Genomic DNA, 23,319 nt, shown 5'->3' with positions numbered 1-23,319 from the left:
CCCTGCTTGCGCAGGGACGACGGGCATTGTGCGGTTACTACGCCGCGATATGCCGCGCGGCGGCGAGGCCCGCGAGCGCTTCTTCCAGCTTCTCGCGGTCGAGCGGCTTGATCAGAAAACCGTCCATGCCGGCTTCGAAGCAGGCATAGCGGTCTTCCACCAGCGTATTGGCCGTCAGTGCCAGGATCGGGGTCCGGCGGACGGATTGCGCCGCTTCATGGGCGCGGATCTGCTTGGTGGTCTCGATGCCGTTGAGCCACGGCATCTGGATATCCATCAGCACGAGATCATAGGGCGTGCCGGCTGAGGTCGCCGACAGCCAGGACTCCATCGCCCGCTCGCCATTGGTGGTGATGACCACGTTGTGGCCGAGCCGGGTGAGCAGCGAGCGCATCAACAGCGCGTTGATCTCGTTGTCTTCGGCAACCAGGATCGACAGCCCCTTGTCCGGCAACACGGATGCTGGCGCAGTGGGCGCGGACTCGGCGGCCGCCTCGATCGCAAGGCTCGGCGCGGCGATTTCCGGCGATGCGGTCAGCCGTGCGGCGAGCGACGACGCACGCAATGGTTTCACCAGGTAGCCGGTGAACATGGCTGACTCGGAAGCCGAAAGGTCCTGCCGCGTCGCCGGCGTGAACATCACGATGCGATGGGTTGCGTGGATGCGGGCGGCGTCGGCAAACGCCTCCATCGCCGGGGTGCCGAGCGTGTGGTCGATCAGCACCGTGTGCCAGCTGCGCTCTGGCAGCAACGCCTCGGCGACATTGGCATCCGACACGATGCAGGTCTGCGCGCCCCAGCGCTGCAACCGCCGCGAGATCAGCGAGACCTCGATGCTGTGCGGCGCCACCAGCATGATCGACTGTCCCGTCAAGTCGGGCGCGGCGAAGCCGTTGGCCTCGCCGGTATCGGCCGCGACGAGCGGGATCGACACCTCGAAGGTCGAGCCGGCGCCCGGCGTGCTTGCGAGCGTGATGCGGCCGCCCATCCGCTTGACGATGCGGTCGCTGATCGAGAGGCCGAGGCCGGTGCCGCCATAGCTGCGCGCGATCCGATCGTCGGCCTGCTCGAACTCCCGGAAAATACGCTGCTGCGCTTCCGGCGCGATGCCGATACCGGTGTCGCGGACCAGGAAGCTGATCTCGTTCGGCCAGATGCCGGGTTCGACGATCAGGGCCACGCCACCGGTCGCGGTGAACTTGATGGCGTTGCCGGCGAGGTTGAGCAGCACCTGACGCAGCCGCGCGGCGTCGCCGGTCACCTGCATCGGCAGCCGTTCGTCGACATAGGCGGCGATCTCGATGCCCTTGGTCTGCGCGCGCGGCGCCAGCAGCTCGGCGATGTCCTCGATCAGGCCGGACAGCGCGAAGGCGCGGTGTTCGAGATCGATCTTGCCGGCCTCGATCTTGGAATAATCGAGCAGCTCCTCGATCAGCGCGAGCAGCGCGTCGCCCGATGTCTTGACCGCCTTGACGTAGGTCGTCTGCTCCGGCGTCAGCTGCGTATCCATCAGCAATCCGCTCATGCCGATGATGCCGTTCAGCGGGGTGCGGATCTCGTGGCTTGCCATCGCAAGGAAGCGCGACTTGGCGCGGTTGGCGGCGTCGGCCTGATCGCGCGCTTCGGCGAGCGCGTGCTCGCTCTCGGTGCGGTCGGTGACGTCGCGGCCGACGCTCTGCATCTCCGCAGGCGCGCCGGCATCGTTGCGCACGAGGCCTTCACGCCAGGCGATCCAGCGCGGTCCGAGCGGTCCCTCGATCTTCTGGTCGTAGACCCGCGTGCCGTTGGATTCGAGCGCGGTGTCGCCTTGTTCAAGCACCTTCAGCGTTGCGCTGCTGCCGATCAATTCGCTGCGGGAAATCTGCGCCAGCTCGCAATAGGCGTCGTTGGCATAGGTGATGAGCCCGTCGAGGTCGCGCAGCACGATCAAATCGTCCTGCGCCTCGAACAGGGTGGAGGCGCGCTGCTCGGCCTCCTGCAGTTCCCAGTTGCGGTCGGCCATCGCTTCATTGTGCATGGCGATGGTGCGCAGCCGTTTGCGCATCAGCCGCAGGCGGATACCGAGCGTCACGATCCAAAGGCAGGCGAGCGCGAACAGGAAGCTGACCCCGATCGCGAACGCATTGGGATCGTAGCCGCTTTGTTGCGAGAGCGCGCCCGAAATGAACCCGAAGGCGCTGCCGAACGCGACGGAGAAGATCGTGAACGAGCGGACGATCGTCGCGACCCAGGAATGGCGCCGGAGGAAGCGGCGAAGGCGCAACTTGATCCGGAAGAAACGCCCCATCAATGGTGACCCTGAGACAGCTTGATCTGGCGCTGACGATGCGTCGGCCAGCTTGCAAAGTGCTTGAAATTGGTGGCCATTTCGCGCTGCCCTCAGAACAAGGTTAGCGGGGGGTTAACTCTGCCATGACCCGGTTCGGAACGCGCGCGTCAGGCGCGGGCGATGCGGCTTCGAGGCGGCGGTGTCCGCCGCGGGCGCTGACGATCAGGGCCGCGGCATCGCGCACCGAGAACGTCTTCGACTGCACGAAGACACGGTAGTCGGATGGGCCAGCATCATGCGTCAGATAGATGACCGGGCCGGTTGCCGAGGCGTCGCTGGAAATCCCGATCAGCCGCGCCGCCGCGCTGCGCTCGCAGGCGCCGGCCTCGGCATCGTCGATGTCGTCGATCACGGTGAAGTCGGCGCCGTCGGCGCTGTCGGCGATCTGGACCCGGACGGTGGCCTGGCTGGGGTCGTCGGTGAAGCTGACGTGAAGCTGCGCCAGCCAGGGGATCGATGCGATCTGCATCGTGGCGCCACCCACCTCGATGCAGGGCCGCGGGCCCGGCAGGAATTCGGCGCGGGCAAGGACCGCGGCCACGGCAAGGGGAACCACCGAGGTCAGAATCTTCAAACGCAACATGACACAACTCGCTCGTCCCAAGCTTGCCGCGGATCGCGGTGCTTATGGTTTGCGGAGCGTAAACAAAACTCGTTACCGCCGCGTTGACGCGAGGTATTCCGGCACGAATCGGAACAGGGCTTAGGTTAGGATCACGCGGCGCGACGCAAATCGTCGGCCAATGCACGATAGGACAGCGCTTCGGCGAGGTGCAGCCGGCCGATCGTCTCGGCGCCGTCGAGATCGGCAAGCGTGCGCGCCACCCGCAGCACGCGGTGATAGCCGCGCGCGGTGAGGTGCATGGTGTCGGCGGCCTCGCGCAGCAGCTTCTGTCCATGCGCGTCGGGCTGCGCGATGGTCTCGAGCAGCGAGCTCGGCGCTTCCGCATTGGTGCGGACATGCGGCATGCCGGCTGCCGCATAGCGCGCGAGCTGGATGTCGCGCGCGGCCGCGACGCGGGCGGCAACCTCGGCCGATCCCTCCGCCGGCGGCGGCAGGATCAGATCGGCCGCGGTCACGGCGGGCACCTCGATCCGCAGATCGATGCGATCCATCAGCGGGCCGGAGATCCGCATCTGGTAGTCGGCGGTGCAGCGGTCGAGCCGGCCGCGCTTGCAGGAATAGCCGGGCTCATAGGCATGGCCGCAGCGGCACGGATTCATGGCCGCGACCAGCATGAAGCGCGCCGGATAGGTGACGCGGTGGTTGGCCCTGCTCACCGACACCTCGCCGTTCTCCAGCGGCTGGCGCAGCGAATCCAGCACACGCGGATCGAACTCCGGCAGTTCGTCGAGGAACAGCACGCCCTGATGCGCGAGCGAGATCTCGCCGGGCTTGGCGCGCATGCCGCCGCCGGTCAGCGCGGCCATGCTGGCGGAATGATGCGGGCTGCGGAACGGGCGTCGCGCGGTCAAGGCGCCGTCGCGGATCTCGCCGGCAACCGAGGCGATCATCGAGACTTCGAGCAGCTCCGACGGCGACAGCGGCGGCAGGATCGAGGGCAGTCGCGCCGCCAGCATCGACTTGCCGGCGCCGGGCGAGCCCATCATCAGTATATGGTGGACAATAAAACCTGGAAATTGTAGTATCTCCAGATGGATACTTCTCACGAAAACTCTTCGGTTAAGGCGTTTTCCTATATCAGGATGTCTACTGACGCTCAGCTCCAAGGCGATAGCCTCCGCCGGCAGCTCGATGCCTCACGAGCTTACGCTGAGAGGCATGGCTTACAGTTGACAGAGCTGAAAGACATGGGTGTCTCCGGCTATCGTGGCGCGAACATTGCGTCAGGTGCACTGGGCGTTTTTCTGGCAGCGATCCGAGACGGGGAAGTTCCAAGGGGTTCCTACCTACTCGTGGAATCAATTGATCGATTAAGCCGCCAAGCACCAGCGAAAGCTCTCCAGCCGTTCTTGGAGGTGATCAACGCGGGTATCGTATTGGTTACATTGAACCCGCTCGAAGTCTTTACAGAGGACAATCTCGACTTCTACCGACTCCTAATGGCGCTCACGATCATGCAGCGCAGCCACGAAGAATCGGACGTGAAAAGCCATCGCCTGAAAAGTGCGTGGGCGGCAAAGCGAACGAGCGCTGGCCAAAAGAAGTTAACGGCCCGGTGCCCGAGCTGGCTGCGTCTTTCCTCCGACCGCAGTCGTTTTGAAATCGTTGAGGATCGAGCAGCGATAGTCCGCAGAATTTTTGATGAAGCTGCGAACGGATACGGCACGTACACAATCGTGCGCCGCCTCAACGCAGACGGCATCCCTACCTTCATGGGAAAGGGAGGCTGGCAGACCTCAACGGTCAATAAGATTCTCAGTAGCCCTGCTGCAGCCGGCACGTTCCAGCCGAATCGCATAGAGGGTGGGCAGCGTCTACCCGAAGGTCAGTCAATCCGGGGCTACTTCCCGCAAATCGTGCGGCAAGAGGTTTTCGAATCGGCTCAGCGCGGCCGGCTCGAACGAAAGACCACGCCCAATAAGGAAACAGGGAAGAAGGGTAGCGGTGGGCCTAAGGGTAAGCACTTCGCGAACCTGTTCTCAAAGCTGGCGGTCTGTGACTACTGCGCCGAGCCAATGCACTACCAGAACAAAGGACAACCACCCAAAGGTCGATCATACCTCGTTTGTTCGAATGCAATTCGGAAGAAGGGCTGCGAGATGACCGGCCGCTGGCGCTATGATCAGTTCGAATTGACATTCCTGTCCTTCGTCGAACAACTTGATTTGGCGTCCTTGGTGTCGTCGAGTGAGCATTCGTCGAAGCGCAATGAGGTTGCGTTCCAACTCGATGCCGCTGTCGGCAGAATAAAACTGCTGGAGGACGAGCAACGCAGGGCTTACGAGATCGGGTTAAAAATGGCGGACTTCGATAGCGCATTCATTGCCGATCGGATCAAGAAGACCGAACGCGACTTGGCAGATGCGACAAAGGTCGCGGAGCAGCTTCGCCATGAAATTTCGATCCTCGACCAGACAGCACTGACCTATTACCGCAGCCCTGATCAGGTCGCCGAGTTGATCGAGCGTGTGCGGGCGGCGAGAGGGGGTGACGTTTACAAGCTCCGCGCCCAGATCGCATCGAGGCTGCAATCGTTGATCGGCGAGCTGCGCCTGACTGTTGACCCCGACACTCAGCGCTTTGAGGTGGTTTTCCGAGATGGCCAGGGAATGACACTGTTCGTCGATCCTGAAGAACCGACGAAGTTCGTCCAGAAGGTCAGCGGTAAGGCGCCGGATTTCGACGTGCTTTCCGCTGATGGCAGCGTTGTCCAGCTTCCGGCTGACGAACCAGCTCTGGACGGGAAATAAAGATTCCCAAACAGGTCACTCAGAGAACTTAAATTCCCCCGGCGGAAGAATGATGGCTTCGGGGGCCCGGGTAAGTAGCCTGTTTAAGGCGCCCCTCAGTTGGCCGTTCACTCCGGATTTTCGTACCGGGTCTTCTCCACTTGTCTAGCTGGACTTCTTTCGTGGCATGTTCAATCTTAGGTCGTTGGCCGAATGCAGCGCGCAGCCTGCTAATTTTCAGAACACGGGGGATTCAATGAAGGACTATTGCGTCGGCGGATCGCGCTCAGCGCTCGTAAACAACTCCCGGCCAGCAAAGAGGCTCCCTCACCGAACTGAAGTCTTGCAATTTGCTGGGGCTTAATGATGGGCGCGAAGCAGCAAAAATATCCCGCCTCGCTACGCAAAAACTTAACTGATCAACTCGGGTTCCTCCTCAATCGCAGGGCCGATGAGGACGAACTAACGTTTGACAAGGCTTTTAGTCAGATCGCCCTAGACATTCTTGGGTACGAGCCGGGATCAGGGACCTGGTCCGATGGTCGGGGCGATTTCGGTGTAGATTATTGGATCGTCGAGGAAAAAGCGGCAACGATATTTCAGTTCAAGAGTCACGATTTCACGGCGGGCCTAAATTCAGAGCTGCTGGCCGATAGTTCATACCTGGCCGACTTGCCTCGCATACGGAAGTTGCTGGAGCACCTAAACGAGGTGCCAAAAGAAGCAAACAAAAATGTACAAGAGTTTATCAAGGAAATCGGCGTTGCCATCCACCGCTACAGCGCCAGCCCGACCGCCAAAGAGTCGCCGTTTGAAGTCACAATATTCTTCTGCTGCCTCGCGAACGGTCTCACCAAACAAGCTGCCGAGGAGTACTCGCGATTTAGTACGCCAATAAACATCACTTGGTCGAATCAAGCGATTCACATATCGACCTTTCCAATTTTTATCGATGAGCTCATTGCAGAACGGTGGCGCGAATCCAACACAGATTGGCGGACAGCAAACGGCGAGCGAGATGATAAGGTCGAGCTACACGTACGCGGCGAAATGATCTCCTCGGCAAAGTCGGCAGTTTTTTTCACGAAAGCGTACGATCTCGTTTCCGCTTTCGATCGGTTTGGCTATCAGCTTTTTGAACCGAACGTGCGATGCGAGCTTAGGCGCTCAAAAGTAAACGAGAAAATCCGAGAATCCGTGAAGCATTCACGGGGGCGACGAGAGTTCAAGCATTTGAACAACGGCATTACGTTGATCTGTTCGAGTTTTCAGAAAGTAAATCGGCAGGCTCCCATCATACGAATAGTTCAACCCGGGGTTATCAACGGCTTACAGACCGTGAAGTCGATTCACGATGCATTTGATGAGCTCAGTGACTCGGAAAAGGCTCACTTTGAGCAAGACTGCGAGGTTCTTGTTCGACTGCACACCCGCGAGGCCGTTGCTGATTATAAGGAGCTGGTGAAGTCGACAAACAATCAGAATCCAATGCAGCCGCGCAATCTTCGATCGAATGAGCAGGAGCAGATTTATTTTGAATCGCTGTTTGCGGACATGAATTGGTTTTATGAGCGCAAGGAAGGTGCTTGGAAGGCGTTCCAAAGCGATTCAAAGCTCTGGGGCTCGTTAAAAGGGAAACGTGTTGCCGACTTCAAGATTGAAGGACGTGCGGGCGGCGTTCGGAACGTTGACAACTTGGAACTTGCGCAAGCGTGGTTATCTTTCATCGGCTTTTCGAACGAGGCAATTCATAATAAGAGGGATATCTTCAGCGACGAAAAATTCTACGATCTCGTATTCAAGCAGCGCGTTACTAAGCACGGCTACGATTCCAACTTCGCTTTCAACGATCCCAGCGTTCGATCAGAGGCAGAGCAACAAGCTCCGAGCCCGCAGGCATTGTTACTGTCAGAGCTGTTGCGTGAGATCGCGGACGGTTTGACGCCGACACGCAAACAAAACCGAGATGACAGCGTTAAGCGACTCAAGCTGGATAAGCTGAACAAGGAGGAGCAAGATGCGGAGCTTGTTCGTGACAGCCTTTATACAAGGGGCTTGGTCCTAGCTGGAGCCAAATATTTGTTCGTCGATTTTTGCGGATTGGTGTTTTTTCGGTCTTTGGGATTGGATGTTTATAGAGCGGCGAATTGGCTTCTAAATTCAGGATCAATGAAGCCGTTCTTCGTTGGGCGGGATTTGAGTCCCATGCAGGCGGTGATAAAGTCCGATGACTTCGAAGTCGACGACGTCATAGCGGTCCTGTGGGGAGTGTACAGTTATTGCCTCGAGATGATCATCGAGCAACCAAGCTGGCGACAGCAATTCGAACAAGCGGCAGTGCGCTCTCGTTTTAATTATTCGGATTACAATCGACGAACGTTGTTCGGTCAGTTGGAGAATCTTGATCGCGTCTATCAAAAACGAGCAATCCCCCAGCCTTGGTCAGAGGGCATCGAAAAGCATCGGGGCATCTTCGCTTATGTCAAGGCAATGTGCGGAAGGAAGTGACATGAGCTGTAACGGCTCGGAACCAACATCCGTCTAGTAGACATGACGCCCGGTCACCAGCAGGCTTTGCCCGAGCCACACATACTAGATTACGACTGGCGGTATACGTCTGAGACGGTGACGATCCTCTCAGAGCTCGTGCGCAATTCGGACTCTGTGCTGGCAGTTGGCACACCATCACTGGCTCGGTATCTTGAATCGATTGGTCACGAGGTGCTCCTAGTCGATCGTCAACCGATCCACGCCGTTCGCAATCATAGACAAATGGAACCGGGCTACGGCCCGCCCGATTTCAAGAAGAGGACTATCGCGGTCATCGACCCCCCTTGGTACCTCACGGATGCTAGGGTTTGGATTGCGTGGACAGCACACGGCATCGAACCCCGAAGCCAGATGCTCGTGTCGCTTTGGCCCGACACTACTCGCCCGACGGCCGCGAAAGAGTTTGAAGAACTAAAATCCTGGATTAGCCAGTGGGCTGAGTTCGAAATCTTGGATGTGGTCCCACGATACAATACGCCTTTGTTCGAAGCGGTGGCTCTTAAGGCCAGCGAGAGCCCTTCAATGGGACGGAGCCCTCGCTATGGTCGCCTAGTGTCCATTCGCCCCAGGACCCTCCCCGATCTTCTGGGCCCCCCAGAATCGCGAAGCACATGGATTCGGTTCGTTGTGGACGATTATCAGTTAGCGATCTGCCTCAAGGAAAATCAATCTCTGACGTGTCCGGTTATCCAGCATCCCATCGCAAAGCATTGGATTTGGCCTTATGTCAGCAAGCGTGCTCGTGAGCGAGATCTGATAAATCTTTGGAGTTCGCGCAACGAGGTAGCACTTCTTAGGGATCCCAAGCTTGCTGTAGAGACATTGCGCAGAGCTCTGAAGGCGGCCGATCCAGGGGCGTTTAGAGATCAACTGGGACCGTATAGCCGGCTACACGATTTGAGCATTCCGCGCCCCCCTTACCGAAGGTTATTGGAATGGCAGCACCAGCAATAGCGCTCCGCTTTCGAGATACGATACCAAACGTCGACACCATCCGCGCGCATCGATCGGTTTTGCACGATAAGGGTTCTGTTTGGTGGGGTTGGTGGAAGAAGGACTTTGAAGAAGCGCACCTAGCGTTCCTGGCGGACCTTCAGGCGATCGGTTCGTTTGTAGTCTCGATAGTTGATCGCTCCACCCAACGAATGTTTCGGGCCAACGTATCGCGGCTGCAAATTGGTCGTTTGGAAGGGGCCGAATTAGACTTCGTCCCGGACTACTACCTCGACTACGAGGAGCGTGTCTTTGCATGGTTCATGTTATCTTCTATCGAAGAGACCAGTTTTGACAATGAAATGGCTGCACGCTTCGGCGATCATACGCTGATATCGCTCGCTACCGCGGAAGATAATAGAGCCGAAAAGCTCGCCGCGGACACTAATGTTGGCAGCAGGTCATGTATTCTACATCTTTCAGATCTGCACTTTGGGTCCGACTACGCATTTGCAACTCAGCGCGAAAAGCTGAACATCGGGGATTCTCGGAGAACACTCACTGACTGTCTGTCGGCTGATCTTAAGCGGATAGGGCAGCTCCACAACATCGCTGCAGTATTGGTCACCGGTGACTTCACGACTGGCGGGGATTGGAGAGATGAGACACGTGAGAATGTGCTCCAAGAGTTTGAGGCATTGCGCGACGTTCTAGGATTGCGTCCTGAGCAGATTATCGCCGTGCCAGGTAACCACGATATTGTGAGATATCCGAAAGGATCCTCGGTCGATATTGCCGCAATCGTCCTAAACAATCAGACGACGTATCAGCACGAACGTGAATTTCGAACGTTTGTCGATGAGCTAATAGGACGTAATTGGAAAGAGTCGCTAAACTACGTCCACCGGATTCGTCTCAAGGATGCGGACTTGCTACTTTGCTTGCTTAATTCTTGCACTATCGCAGCGACGGAGTGGACGGAGTACGGTTTCGTCGGGACAAGCGGCATCGATGCCATCGGCGCCTTAAGAGATGAACCGATTAATCGGCCCACGTTCAAATTTGTTGCACTTCACCATCACTTGTTGCCGGTTGCTGGCGTCGAAGCTCCGAACTCTAAAGGGGTCACGCTATCGCTCGATGCGTCTGACCTCTTAGATGCGGCGCAGAATGCGGGAGCGCACGTCGCTCTTCACGGCCACGAGCACATGCCACGCATAGCCCGATACCAAACGGTTCCCTTGCGAGCGGCGCCGGTTACTCCGCCGCTCCACGTAATTTCAAACGGCAGTGCAGGTGGAAAGCGGATGCCGGGCAACGAACGCCATGCGTACTGCCTCTTTGAATTGGGAGCTGAAAAACTGCACTTATGGATGCGCGAACTTCGATTTGACGCTAAGGAAGGTGGAGGTCTCTTTGATGGTTTGCTGAATACCGAGCCGCAAATGCCTTAACGCATTGATGGCGAAGTGAGCCAAGAGTCAGATTTCACTACGCCTAGATTTCCTGATCGCGGTCGTTCTGACATCGTGATTTGCGCAAACACGATCGTGAGACTGCATGTGCGCGGCGAGCCGTCGCCGTTGGAGGTAGTTCTTGACCGTCTGCGGATAGAACCTCCGACCTGTCGCCGTCATAATTCCCATATCGTTTAGCCGCCGCGCAATCTCACTGTAGGACTGCCGCAATATATCCGCATCCAATTTCGCCCTGAGTTGGGATGCAAATTCGTCAGCCGCCTTGCGATTCTTCGCAGCCAAATACTGACCATTCAATCCAAGAATCTTCCCTCGACGTTTCGCCTCGGCCAAAGCTGCTTTCGTTCGTTCGGAGATCAGCCGACGTTCCTCCTGGGCGAGCGCTGCAAAGATATGAAGCTGGAAGTCCGTTGCGTTGGGCATCTCAGCGCAGACAAGCCCGATCCCTTGCTCGAGAATGCTGGCGATGAAGCTGACGCGGCGGGAGAAGCGATCGAGGCGGGCAATGACGATTTTTGCGTTCTCGCGCTGAGCCAACTGTATTGCTCGCTGCAATTCCACGCGCGAATCGTCTTTCCCCGATTGCACGTCGCAGAATTCCGCGATTAGCGTTCCAGCACCCGCTACGAAGTCAGAAATCCTACGATGCTGCGCCGCCAAACCAAGTCCAGACTTGCCTTGGCGTTCGGTGGACACTCGAAAATATGCGACGAATCTAGTCAAATAAAATCTCCTAGCCGATAAATCCAGGAGTCTGCTGGTCAAGACAACGGCGTGGGCCGGAGCGTCAGGTCGAACTTGTAATCCCCAGAACCAACTCAAGTTCTCGACGAATATGGGCCGAGAAACCAAAGAAGTTCAAGTCTTGGTTCATAAGCCAATTTCGCGCGTCAATAACACCCAGCGATTTGTTTGGGCAGAGGCTGTTCAACCGCTTTGCGGTCATTCGAGAAATGCCCAGCGCAACAAAGCTGATCATTGTCCGATCTGATGCGCCCACCTCCAAGTAAAGTGCAAGCGACGGAATGCTCGCAGCCAAGTCATCGAATCCCACGCTTGAAAACACGTGAGCTAAAATTGCACTATAGCAGCCGAACGCCCCGACATAATTGAACCGAAGTTCCTTTTCAACTAGGTCCAGCGTCGCACGAATGTGAGTATTTATCGACGCTTCTTGATATCGGGCTCGGTCGTCAATCAACTCAGGGATAGGCGTTCCCTGCATCCATTTAAGCAGCATGACAGCGAAGAATCTATTTTGCTTTTGGCTGTTCGTTTTCGGCAATATTGTTCGATGGACGAGCTCGAGAACTCGCACATACGAGTCAAAGGCGGTTCCTTCACGGGGATGAGCGGGCAAGAAGCGCCGGGCTACTTCCCGTGAATTAGATGCCATTGCAGAAGCAAGATAGTTGAACAAGTCCTGCTGACGATGTGCCGAGATCGTTGGGGACAATCTGAGCAGCGTAGGAGGCAGAGTAATTAGTTTGTCCGCGACTGACAGGGAGCTTTCGAGTTGCTGTCGTGAAGCCGGATTGGGTGATGCATACGAGCGGTCAAGCGTCGCAGCTATTCGTCCGCTCTTGTAGTCAGTCAGCAATCGTACAAACGCAGTCTCCAGTTCGCCCCGTTGGCCAATCGCGTCTTTCACATCGTTCCCGATAACCGCATTAAGATCGGACGAGCGGAGATCGATGGCCTGCTGCATAGCCGGCACGATGGGAGACAGGCGTGGACCGGATAGTGGCTGTTCCTTCCATTCTTCATAGTTCAGTAGGTATATATTTCCTTGGAATTCCTTCCGAAGGCGGCCGGCACGACCGGAGAGATTCCAAAAATCGATCGATTGGAGAGGCGTGCTCCTCTTTCTCTGTGGAGTATGCATAAAGATGTTCTGAGCGGGCATGTTTACACCGGCGAGAAGCGTGCTCGTGCAGACAAGGTATTGCAGCTCTCCAGCAGAAAAGGCCTGTTCGACAGCGTTCCTTAGAGCGGTCGGGATATTTCCATAGTGAAACCCAACGCCGTTCATAACTGTGGCAGCGAGCGCGTATTTCGGGTGAACGGCTTCCTTTGCCAAGTTTGATAGATTTTGCAGAGCCTCGGAATCGGGTTGATGATGCCCGTTCAAAGCCCGCAACGAACTTATCTGAAGGGCGATCTTTTCAGCATCGGCCTGGCCGTCTGCATAGACAATGGACTGCTTCCCTGAACCAAAGCGGTGTGAGAGATGCACCAGGCAGTCGATCTTCGATGCTAATGTATGGCCTAGCCTAGCTGTTCCAACTTCGTTGCGATGTGTGCCGTCTCTGGCGAAGAGCTTAACGTCACCTTGCTTAACGCCGGTCACCTCAACTTCGATGAAGTTTTGAGACACTGTGGCCTCATCAGTCGAGCAAGATTGAATATCCGATCTACCGGTCATCCGACCGAAAATCTCCAGGTTCGAAACCGTCGGACTAGCGAACAATAGCTGCGTTTGGGGTCGGCGAACTACGAGCTCGTCAATCACGCCCTGGAGCAGTATCCCTCTATCACCGTCTTGAACGGAGTGTGCTTCGTCAATGACGAGAAAGTCGACCACTCGATCAAGATCGTTATTTAGGAGAATTTGCAGCCGTTCTTGAGTGAACACGAAGACGACCCTGGCTGGCAATTGCTCGTCGGCCTCTGGAGGCACGGTTATGACCTCCACGTCCGACACTGCGGCGTCAGCAAGGGCCACTTTTAAGTCGGCCTGAACCTGGGAAATCAGGGCCCTCGTTGGGACTACATAGCAAGCACAAAAGTCGGCTCGCGAAGCGTAGGCGTTCGAGATGAATGCTTGGAGAATGAATGATTTCCCGGTCGAAGTTGGCGCAGATATGGCGATCGAGGATCCGCTGCTTAGGCTGTCCCAGAGCGACTTTTGGAAGTCGGTAAGAGAAAGCAGGCTGCTAGCAACGGATACTTCGTTACGACGGCGTCTTACAAACTCTTCTTCGGCGACAACCCAAGGAGTTGAAGTCAGCGCGTTTCCAATCGGACCATTCGTCAGCACACTCGGGAAATTGCCAAGTCTGACAAGCACCGCGCGCACGGCAGCATCCAAACCATCAATGCTACCTGCGAAAAGTTCATGGACGTACGTAGCCAGGCGATACGCCGCCAGGCGTTGGGAGGTTTGGGAAGAACAAGCAAGAATTGCGGCGGCTTCCACATATCGGCTAGCACTGCTCCTCTCGATGGAGATTGATCGCTCACTGAGATCAACGCCAGCAGACCTAGCTATCCAAAGCCGCTCCAGGACATCCAATGCTTGAGGTAGCCGTGGATTGCTCCAAACCCTGTTGATAAGCGCATCGATCATTTCGACCATCCAATCCTAAGCTGCCAGTCATCCCGCAAGCTGGCCACGGATTCCACAGGAAGGAAGAAGACCTCGAGTCTATGGTGACTCACATTTTTAGAAGCCAGCAATGATTGCAGCGAAACCGTTGCTTTCTTGAGCTCATCTTCCAGCTGGTTTGCGAAGAACGATTCAATTTCGTCTGGTTTGACTTTGGTAAGCTTTCTAAAAGCTGAAAAGTCAAACCCTATGAGGCAAGTCGATGCGTATAACTTCTGATCGTAGCTCTCGCTCAATGGGTCGAGGTATTCGACAATCTTTTCTTGCGCTTCTTGCGGTAGACCGGTTGTACCGATGAAGCGTCGAACCAACCTGATATCTTCCTTGAGTTTTGAATGTTCTAGAGCGGCGGAAATCGAGTCGACCGCATCGCTAAGGGCACTCCCAATCGTTTTATGGATCTTAGCTTCACCCCAGAAGAATACTAACTTGCCCGTTTTGGTGTCGAACTTCACGTGGATGCCGTCTGAACTGTGAACCGGCATCGACGAAGTCGTTTTCATCGACATTTTCGCCAACAATTGCGGCGCTTCGAGAATCCACTCAGTTAGGAGGTAAAGAAGAAGCTCCCCGCACTCGCCGTTCCTATTTGTCGATTTTTGCGCCTTGATGAAGAGCTCGGCAGCGGCGTCACGCAATCCAATATAGGCAAGCATTTTATCCTGTTCGCTTGCGCTTTTGACCTTCGTATGTACGGCTTCGATTTCTGATCGACTGAGCGCAAAATTGCAGATGTAGAGCGAAATGTGCTCTAACAGCTCACCTACTCTTGGCTTGGCGCCTTGAAACGGAAGATAGTGCCCACGAACCGTGATGTAGTCGTTGGCGCAGGTCGTCGGAGTTAGGGAGCGGATCAACTTTGAGAGTGATGAAAAATTACCTTGCAAAGAGGAGACGATGTCCGCGGCGCTAATATTAACGGGTTGCGACACAATGGGCCTGCAGCCTCCCTCTCATTCGTACTGTCGATGGAGAACTATGCTTCAACCGGCTAGCGAGGGGTTGACGCAGACTTTATACGAAAAGTCGATCCGCGATCCGTCACGCCGGACAATTGCAAAGCACTTGGTGTTGAATTCGGACGCCCTCATCACCTCAAAATGGTGTATGCCATTCCCGATTTTGGCGGCGGCATCGGGGTGACGCTTTAGCAGCTCAGACAAAAACAGCGCGTCTTCCTCTGATACCCACTCGTCAGGCCCATACTCCGAAAGTATATTTTTGCAATGCAAAAGGGCTTTCTGTTGGGTTGGAAAGGCAAGTGAGCCAATTTGCAGCGGTTTAGCCTTAGCCATATTGCAACTGTTGCGCAGATAACGGGATTCTTGGTGATTATTACCGACACAACTGAGGCGTGCAACCCCCCAGTGAGCTATAGCGGAGCGACTGCGGCGCTTGCCAGCCGTAGGAATCTTTGACTGTGCAAGCTTCGCGCCGGGTAGCCCAAAAAATGCTCGGTTATGTTGCGCCGCAACGATTCAAACATAGAAGCAAATGCAAACCTTCAAACATTATCCAGCGTTTATGTTTGACGCGCCCGCTAATCGCCCGGGACGATATATCTCGGCCACGTCTGCTCCGAGGCCGGCGCACCGAGAGCGGCGGTGATCCGACATGGCGGCGGTCGGACCTTATGATGAGGCGAGATCCTCTAGGAACTCTCGGCGTTTGCGATCGATGGAGCGACGGCGTGCCTCTACGGTGCGTCGACATCCACAGCGCGAAGGCAAATGGAGCTGCTTGCTCGGGTCGACACCAAGGTATCGGCCCCTTGAGCTCCTCGTCTGCTTTCTGGCAGCGCTGCAGAGTCCCAACTATTTGCCTTGACTTTATACTAAGTGGAAGTCGCTCTGATGCGCCTGCAACTGCGCAAGTGTCACGCCAGTCAGCGTCACCGTGTCACCGTGAGCATCGGAAATGATCGCTCCCTGCGCACTGTTGCTGGTGTGCGCCAGAACGTCCGAAATGCTTGCAAAGATAGACTTATCGAACTGAATAGCGCTGTTGTTGACGTTGAAATCGGTGATCGTATTTGTTCCAAAATTGGGCCGGAACACGAAGGTGTCGGGTCCACCCCCGCCAGTAAGGGCGTCACCGTTGCCACCTACGAGAACGTCAGGATTTGTGCTGCCGATCAGGATGTCGTTGCCGGCGGAGCCGTCGAGCACGTTTGGCGCAAGACCGTTGCTCGCCAAGGTCGTGTTAGCTCCGCCCTGATAGACCATGCTCGGATTAAAGAGCAAGACGCTGAGAGCCGAAGTGGCCGAGCCTCCATGTCCATCTGACACACTGTAGGTGAAGTTATCCTGGGCTACGATTTTTGCGGGGAGCGAGCCTTGATCTGCGCTGTAGACGTAGCTGCCGTCTGCGTTCAAGGTCAACAAACCATAGCTGCCATAGATACCATGTCCGACATTGGCAAGCGATCCGTTCACCGCACTGACGGACAAGTGGTCGTGAATGTCCGGGTCACTGTCGTTGGCAAGCACACCGTGTGCCGCATCTGCTGAGACGGTTTTACCTTTCGCCACGCCATTGCCGTCGAGCACGGCGATGGGGTTGTCATTCGAACCATCGATAGTGACGACTACATCCTGCGTAACGGTGCTGCCATCGTGGTCGTCGATCACCACAGGTGCCGTGATCGTTATACTCTCGCCGGCACCGAGGAAGTCGAGCATCTTGTCCGTGATGCTGTAGGTCCAGTCGATTTTGCCAGTGTTGGTGTTGCCAGTCTCGGCCGTGATCTGCAGCGCATTCTCAAAGGCAGCAATCTGCACCGGCGTAAGCGTATAGGTATGGCCGCTGGCGTCTTGGTACGTGACGGTCTCATTCTTGCTGTCGATCATAGCTGTCGGCCGGTCGGTCAGATCGGGATCGGCAAGGGCGATTGAGCCGCCAATACTGTCGGTTGCGTTACTTCCTGTCGTATTCGGCAGCTCGGTGACTGTACCCGTTGTTGTGGTATGGGCGCCGTCGATCTCTGGCGGATCATTCAGGCCAGTTATCGTGATTGTCTCGGTTGCCCTGCCATCTGTGCCTTGGCCGTCACTCGCTTTGAAGTGGAACGACAGAGTCGTACTCTCGCCCAGCCCCAAGTACTTGTATGAGCTGCTGGGATCAAAGCTAAACGTGCCGTCCGAATTGAACGTCAGCCCTGCAGGCGTCGACCCGTCGACTGCATAAGTGATAGTGTTACCCATCAGATCGATGGCTGAAATTGTTCCATTTAGAATGGTGTTTTGGTCTGTTGTGGCCGAACCATCGAAAGCGATTGGTCCGAGGTTCTGGCCAGGACTCTGCGTCTCGGTTTGTGCTTGTGTGACTAGGTGGTCGAAGTTGGCGCCAGTGAACAGGTTTACGATTGCTTCAAGCTTGGTCAGGCTTCCTCCGGCGTTGGCGATAGCCGTCGATGCTGCGCCTTGCTCCACCAGCTCAACACCCGCTGCGTCGCTGAGCAACTGATCGCCGGACGTCTCCGTCTGCAGCAGGTGGTCGAGCGCCGCATTGCCGGCCGCGACCACCGAAGCGACGGCGTCCGCCACTCCGGGCCCGAGTGTCAGGTTTTCGGCCTGCGCGACCTGGGTCACCAACGCGCTCACTGCGGCCTTGTCGCCGAGGTCGATGCCTGCGCCGTCCAGCGTCGAGGCCAGCGCGGAGAAGCCGGCCTGGAGGCTCGCCGAGAACAAGCCGCCGGCGCCCGCCAAAGCCGACGCGATGGTCTCGACCGTGTCGTAGACCTTCGCCGAAGCGACGACGGCGGCCGCCCCTTCCGCGCTGCCGCTCTGCGCGGCAGCGATCGCATCGAACGTCGTGAGGTCCAACGTCGTCGCCAAGCCGAGCGCCGACAGCACCTTCTGCTGTGCCGCGGCACCCGAAGAAATCTCCGTCAACAGCGTCGTGAGTGGGCTGATCACGGTCGCCCCGGCGGGCGCGCTGAGCCGACCGGCGAACGTCAGGCCCGTCGACACATCGGTCCCGCCGACCGCGACCAGCGGCCCGGACCCGTGCAACGTCGCATAGGATCCGGTCGAATCCGTGGTCGCGAACGGCTCGCCGGGATCCGGAACGCCGTTGCGGTTGTCGTCGGAAAAGACCGTCGCGCCGGAAATATACCCGTCCTGCTCGTTGGATACCGGAATGTCGGCCGGCGCGCTGATGAGCGGAACGATGTTCTTTTCAATCCATTGGTTGACGGGCTGCTTCAAGTAGGTGTCCCAATAGGAATTATATGCGGCGGCCCCGGCGACTTCCGCGCCGAGCAGCACCGGAACCGGCAAACTTTCGATCGCGACGCCGGCCGCCAACAGAAATCCGGCCAGAACGCTGCCCTCCACGGCGGCGACGGCGACGCCGGCCAGCACGACGCCGGCTCCGGCCGCGAGCACGCCCGCGACGGCCACTTTCATCATCAGATTGACCGCCTCGGTCGTCGCCTCGGACCATGTCTGGAGGACCTGCTGATCGGAAGCGTTCGGATCGCTCAAGGTCTGTTGAGCCTTCTGAAAGATCTGGTTCGCCTCGGCGGTCGTGGTCAGGGCCGTAAAGACCGGACCGAACGTTTCCTTGAACTCGTCGAACGAACGCGAATCCTCGCTGAAGACGGACACGACCAGCTTCACCAATTTTTCGGTCGCCTCGGCGAACGCTTTGGCGTCGCCCGCGACCTCCACCGGCGAAACCGGCGAGGGGATTTCCTCGATGTCGACGCCGCCGGAGGCGTCCAGCGTGATCGAGGCGTCTAGATAGTGCCCTTCCAGGTTCAGCGAAAAGACGGTGCCGTTGCCGACGACCGAAAGCTGATTGGTCCCTTCGATGAGTACTCCCGACTGCAGCGACTGCACTTTGACGCCGGACAGGTCGATCTCGTCGCCGGCCGCGAAGCCGCTGATCACTCCGGTCGGCATTGAGGTGCCGTCAATCTGGAGAGTCCCACCACTGCCGGTAATTGGGTCAGAGCGGTCAAACGCGATCGACCCACTATCCGCGCCTTTCAATTCCAATCTCGAGTTGGCGCCTATGGACGCCGAACCGCCGTTCAGGTCTCCTTCGACAACCAGGGTGCCGCCGCCTGAAATCGAAAGCGTTTCCGATCCCGAGCCAGCGGTGAAGGTGCTTGTCCCTTTGCCATTGATCGTGACAGTGTTGTTTCCCGTGCCACCGAGAGTGATGGTGTAGTCGCCGCTTGTGCCTGTGATTTTGTTTTTGCCATTCCCGTCGATCGCGACGAGGTCCGGTCCCGCACCCAGCGTGATCGAGTAATCGCCGCTGCCACCGATTACCGTGTAGAGATCGCCTGCCTTCGATCCCGTGGTAAACGACTGGCTGCCCGACAGGATAACAAAGTCGTTTCCACCGAGACCGTTTGTAGTGTCGGCGCCATTGGCGATGGCTCGCTGTTCATCATATGTAAGATGTCCAAAATCGACTATCTCGTCACCGGTCGTAAACAAATTGTCTATCGTTAGTATGGTCCCACCTTCACCATCATATTTTGGGTGGAATACGGCTTGACTCGAAGAGCCTTGATCCGAGAATGCGTAGGTGAGATCAGCGGTCTTTCCTGTCACTGGATCAAGCAGCAGCTTTATCGTTGGGGTGCTGGAACCAAGCTCACCGATAAAGACGCCATGGAGATGGATCGTATCTCCCATCTGCAAGCCAGTTAGGTCTATCGATCCGGAATACGACGAGGCGAACAGATCGAGTGTTTCGTTCGGCGCGGTGAAATTGAAAGTCGTCGATCCCGCAGCCAACCAGCCCGTTAAGGTCGCGGAAATTCCTCCGATTCCGATGTCAATGGAATTGTGCCCGTTCCCCCTAAGAGCGACACTTCCGAGTCCCTCTCCTCCGATGATCCGACTATTTCCATCGCCTTCGATGTCTACGACGTCGCTGCCGCCGCCGAGCGCGATGTTGTAGCTGCCGTTCCCTCCCGAAATTGTGGTGGTGTCGCCGACATGGTCCCCGACAACAAAGGTATGTGTGAGATCAAAGGTCTTGTTTGTATCTGTTATTGGGACCGTCGTATCGCCAGGATTAGCATTCGGCAGCGTAATAGTATCGCCACCACCCAAAGCGTCGTAGAGATCGGCCCCACCTGCAACTGCGGACTGTTGAGTCCAACCCAGATTATTAAAGTTGACTGTGTCGGCGCCGCTGGTGAACCATGTGTCGTAGAGATTGTCGTAGGGAACGCTGACAGAAACCCAAACTTGAGCGGGACCCCAGTCGGCAACGTACGTCTGGCCATTTACGACAAAGTCGAAGGTCAACTCCGGCACTTGTGTGGGTGGAGTAAACGGTGCATCTGGCGTCGAAACTACCAACTGGGTGATGGAGGCTTTTTCATATAACAGTGTGTAAGGCGCATTTTGGAGATCATTCGGTGTGAAATAAAGTTCAAATTGGCCGTCCTGAAATATTACAGGGAAGCCGTGGCCATCAGTTGTGAGGGCTGTCTGGAATGCTGAGTTATAGCCTACCGCCCCGATTGTAGTAACCTGATACACGTATGGCGAAGGAGCAGGTGTACTTGGATCCCAAAGCCCGACGCTGACGTTAACTCCAGACGCGTCCGAGCTCGACCAGCGCTGATCTAAGTAAACCCAGAGCCCTTGCATCTGTGTCGGAGCCGATGGATCAGTGTAAAATGCTGGGAAGCTACCTCCGCTCCAAGTCACTGTGTAAAGCTGGTACGAAACGTCAAACCAGATTGTGCTTGTCATAGCTGTCATCTCTTAATGGCGTTGTGACAAAGCTGAATTTTCGCGCCAACGCTGCGTGCGGGCGTTCTTCTAGAAAGTATGTAGGGATCGTCCCTTAGAGCTCGGGGCGACTTTAATTAAAAACGAAATTCAATGATCAATTTAGGATTTATCGCCGGATTTGCTTCACCCAAATGGGGTATCGCCTTTTGTTACGCCGGCCGGTCCTTACTCCGAATACCAGATGCTCGGTCAATCCGGCCTACCAATGTCGCCCAGCCCGCAGAGAGCGTCATTCCGCGGCCTGTTAGGCATCTTTCGCACATAAGGTTAGCTCGATCGGTGGGCCCGGATCTGGGTCCCCGTCAAAAGGCCGACAAGCTCGGCTTGACGACTTGTGCCGGTCTTCGCCAGAACGGACTTGAGTTGTTTGCGCACGGTCTCCTGGGATAGATCGTTGGACGTCGCAATTTCTTCGACACTACTGCCTTCGACGAGCCTTTGCGCAACACGTGCTTCCGCCGGGCTTAGGTCGAAGAGGCCGTAAAGGATGTGAGCGGGCGGAGCCTTCGGACTGCTTAACGAAGTAACGACCAATATGTTTGCTGCGCCGGTAAAGATATCCCGTGCCTGCCGACGCACTGGCAGCAAATGGGCAACGCAGGCAGAACAATCGTCGGTTGCTGGGACCGGTATTGAATACGTGCTCAAGTCCAGCCCGTTTCGAACGGAACTGGTGAGAGAAGCCTGAAGCAGCTCGTTAGCCGGCCGATGCGAAATGGCGAGGCGCCCTCCCGCCACCGTAATGAACTGCGTATACATTCGTTCGAGAAGAGAGTTGGTCGATAGAACACGGCCATTGGCTGCGAGCACGGCGCCAGGCAACTCGAGTCGGCCCAACGTCTCTGTCATAGCCCGCGCTCGTTCCAGGCCGAGTCTAAGCGACAATAGCGCAGAACGAGCGAGATGTGGGCGCAAAGAATCGAGCGCTGGAAGCACGCCTCGATCGACGTGCCCCTTTTTGTAAGAGCGCTCGATGTTGAAAATGATGAGATCGCCAGATGGTGCAGGTATTACCGTTCCGGTCCCGACGCCGCCACCGTACTTCCGCAAACAGTTCACGTAGAGCGGATCTGTTTCGGCTTCCTCTCGCGTGACGATATCAAGGTCGACAACAAATCCGGAGTAGTTCATCGGCTGAAGTCTAGAGGCCCGTATATTCTGCCGCATCCATCCCTCGTTGATGAAAGCCGAGAGCATTGGTGAAAGGCAGTCCGATGAAAGCGCTCGAACGGATTGCTGGGGATCCGCGGCAATTAGAATGCCACCGTCACAATGTGCGATCCCCGCTAAGCGGTCGAGTACGTCGATCCAAAGATCGGGGATAACGGAAGCTTCGTAAATTCGATCAATAATATCATCCACTGAGCTTGGCCCCGCGTGGTTGCAACAACATCCTCAAAAAAGCGGAAGGGAGCGCTTCTCGTTTTCGGCCGGTTCCCTTAGGTCTGACTGCGTACAGTGGGGGCTCAGAAGCGAAACCAGCTCTGCTTGACGCCAATTTCGATCTTCGCGAATGTCCGCTTGAGATGGGTTCTGCCGGTCTGTTTTGTGGTCCGACGCGTCGTCCAGCGACGATCCTGTCGCTCGACGCAGTGAGCTTTGCCTCTATCGGGGTAAGCGAGAATCCCGACTGCAAGAGCTCGGCAAACGCACTTTCAATGCGACTTAGATCACGAAGCCCCAATGTCAAAATACCTTAAAAAACATTAGGCTAATGGGTCCGAATATGTGGGTCAATACGGATTTAATACGGTTGAACTCTCTAATCAGCGAGCCCGACCTTTTTTAAAGAGTAGCAATTCCGGGTTTAACTGGCGGAGCACCTGGATATTGAAGCGATCCTCGTGAGGATGCTTGCCAAGATCGATGACCTCTGTGTCCAGCGCGATGAGCTGAAGAAGAGCCAGCCCGGTCCAACAAAGGGCAAGGTCCTCGGCGGTCGGAGGTGGTGAGGTGCAAGAATTGAGGTGGTACGATCCGAGCGACGAGAACCCACCGTGGATCAAGGCGCTCGCGGAGGTTCGCCATTTGGCCACGCGAGAAGGGTGGCGGTACCAGCACGTTCAAGCAATCATCGTCGCGATCGACCAATACGCGGAGGCAGCTCTCGGCAACCGGGAGTTCTTCCTCAATCGGCCGTACAGCATTGGCGACCATAGAGCAGGCAAAATCCCCTGACCTTTCGTATAGGACCGTGGCATCCGGAGACCCTGCGGTCTACGCCAAGCAATCGTATTTGAAAACGGAACTGCGACTGAGGCTTGCTGCGTCGGAGACCCCACCAGTGAGCGGATCAGTTAAAGCCGTAAATGGCCTCGCCATGGTCAGTCACAATCCGAATCTTAACCGGGTCGCAAAACCCAAGCGAAACGTCGTACGTGTCGCCCAACGTGAGCGTCGTATTCGGCTTAACTATAGCGCGACAATCTGGGTGGGAAGCCGTATTGCCTCACATATCGATGCTCCCGGGCGCGATCAGTTGCCTCATTTATTTTGCTCCTGGCCTGAGTTGAGGAG

Annotated in this window: 11 protein-coding genes and 1 pseudogene; 4 read left to right on the top strand and 8 right to left on the bottom strand. The window is 56.6% G+C overall.

Annotation, left to right across the window (positions count from 1 at the left end; translation table 11 throughout):
- Positions 1-37: 37 nt before the first annotated feature.
- The 3 genes and pseudogenes from QJT82_RS15445 to QJT82_RS15435 form a co-directional block, all read right to left on the bottom strand.
- Positions 38-2,287: a PAS domain-containing hybrid sensor histidine kinase/response regulator gene (locus tag QJT82_RS15445; RefSeq protein ID WP_028341981.1), complete on the bottom strand. Its 2,250-nt coding sequence runs from the start codon at positions 2,285-2,287 to the stop codon at positions 38-40.
- 103 nt (positions 2,288-2,390) lie between these two features.
- Positions 2,391-2,912 (bottom strand): hypothetical protein, encoded by a 522-nt coding sequence (locus QJT82_RS15440; protein WP_051447962.1) that lies wholly within the window; start codon positions 2,910-2,912, stop codon positions 2,391-2,393.
- Positions 2,913-3,043: 131 nt separating this feature from the next.
- Positions 3,044-3,952: pseudogene (locus QJT82_RS15435) on the bottom strand (ATP-binding protein); the annotation flags it as partial.
- A 33-nt stretch (positions 3,953-3,985) separates the two neighbouring features.
- Here QJT82_RS15435 and QJT82_RS15430 point away from each other — a divergent pair.
- From QJT82_RS15430 to QJT82_RS15420, 3 genes are all read left to right on the top strand, one after another.
- The gene (locus QJT82_RS15430; RefSeq protein ID WP_028341980.1) at positions 3,986-5,704 is read left to right on the top strand and encodes a recombinase family protein; all 1,719 of its coding nucleotides are present in this window, start codon (positions 3,986-3,988) and stop codon (positions 5,702-5,704) included.
- Between the two features lie 345 nt (positions 5,705-6,049).
- The gene (locus QJT82_RS15425) at positions 6,050-8,191 is read left to right on the top strand and encodes an AIPR family protein (protein ID WP_259266120.1); all 2,142 of its coding nucleotides are present in this window, start codon (positions 6,050-6,052) and stop codon (positions 8,189-8,191) included.
- A 977-nt stretch (positions 8,192-9,168) separates the two neighbouring features.
- Entirely contained in the window at positions 9,169-10,620 is a 1,452-nt protein-coding gene (locus tag QJT82_RS15420; RefSeq protein WP_264641745.1) for a metallophosphoesterase, read from the top strand.
- Positions 10,621-10,647: 27 nt separating this feature from the next.
- On the opposite strand, the gene QJT82_RS15415 is transcribed toward QJT82_RS15420, so the two are convergent.
- The 5 genes from QJT82_RS15415 to QJT82_RS15395 form a co-directional block, all read right to left on the bottom strand.
- Positions 10,648-11,367 carry a recombinase family protein gene (locus tag QJT82_RS15415; RefSeq protein ID WP_080686816.1) on the bottom strand — a complete coding sequence of 240 codons (720 nt, stop codon included), beginning with the start codon at positions 11,365-11,367 and terminating at the stop codon, positions 10,648-10,650.
- A gap of 64 nt (positions 11,368-11,431) precedes the next feature.
- Positions 11,432-13,993 carry a DEAD/DEAH box helicase gene (locus QJT82_RS15410; protein WP_196238188.1) on the bottom strand — a complete coding sequence of 854 codons (2,562 nt, stop codon included), beginning with the start codon at positions 13,991-13,993 and terminating at the stop codon, positions 11,432-11,434.
- Positions 13,990-14,964 carry a DUF1837 domain-containing protein gene (locus QJT82_RS15405; RefSeq protein WP_196238187.1) on the bottom strand — a complete coding sequence of 325 codons (975 nt, stop codon included), beginning with the start codon at positions 14,962-14,964 and terminating at the stop codon, positions 13,990-13,992. Before QJT82_RS15405 ends, QJT82_RS15410 begins: the two co-directional genes overlap by 4 nt.
- Before the next feature lie 897 nt (positions 14,965-15,861).
- Positions 15,862-20,655, bottom strand: a complete 4,794-nt coding sequence (locus tag QJT82_RS15400; protein ID WP_155258810.1) for an Ig-like domain-containing protein — start codon at positions 20,653-20,655, stop codon at positions 15,862-15,864.
- A gap of 414 nt (positions 20,656-21,069) precedes the next feature.
- Entirely contained in the window at positions 21,070-22,164 is a 1,095-nt protein-coding gene (locus QJT82_RS15395) for a helix-turn-helix transcriptional regulator (protein WP_035633589.1), read from the bottom strand.
- 922 nt (positions 22,165-23,086) lie between these two features.
- Here QJT82_RS15395 and QJT82_RS15385 point away from each other — a divergent pair.
- Positions 23,087-23,319 (top strand): hypothetical protein (locus QJT82_RS15385; RefSeq protein ID WP_281446645.1); only part of this gene is annotated, 233 nt, incomplete at its 3' end.

It is taken from the genome of Bradyrhizobium sp. Mp19 (assembly GCF_029952935.1).
Taxonomy (GTDB): domain Bacteria; phylum Pseudomonadota; class Alphaproteobacteria; order Rhizobiales; family Xanthobacteraceae; genus Bradyrhizobium; species Bradyrhizobium elkanii.
Note: the sequence above shows the minus strand (reverse complement) of the source record. Positions and strands in the feature narration are given on the sequence as shown.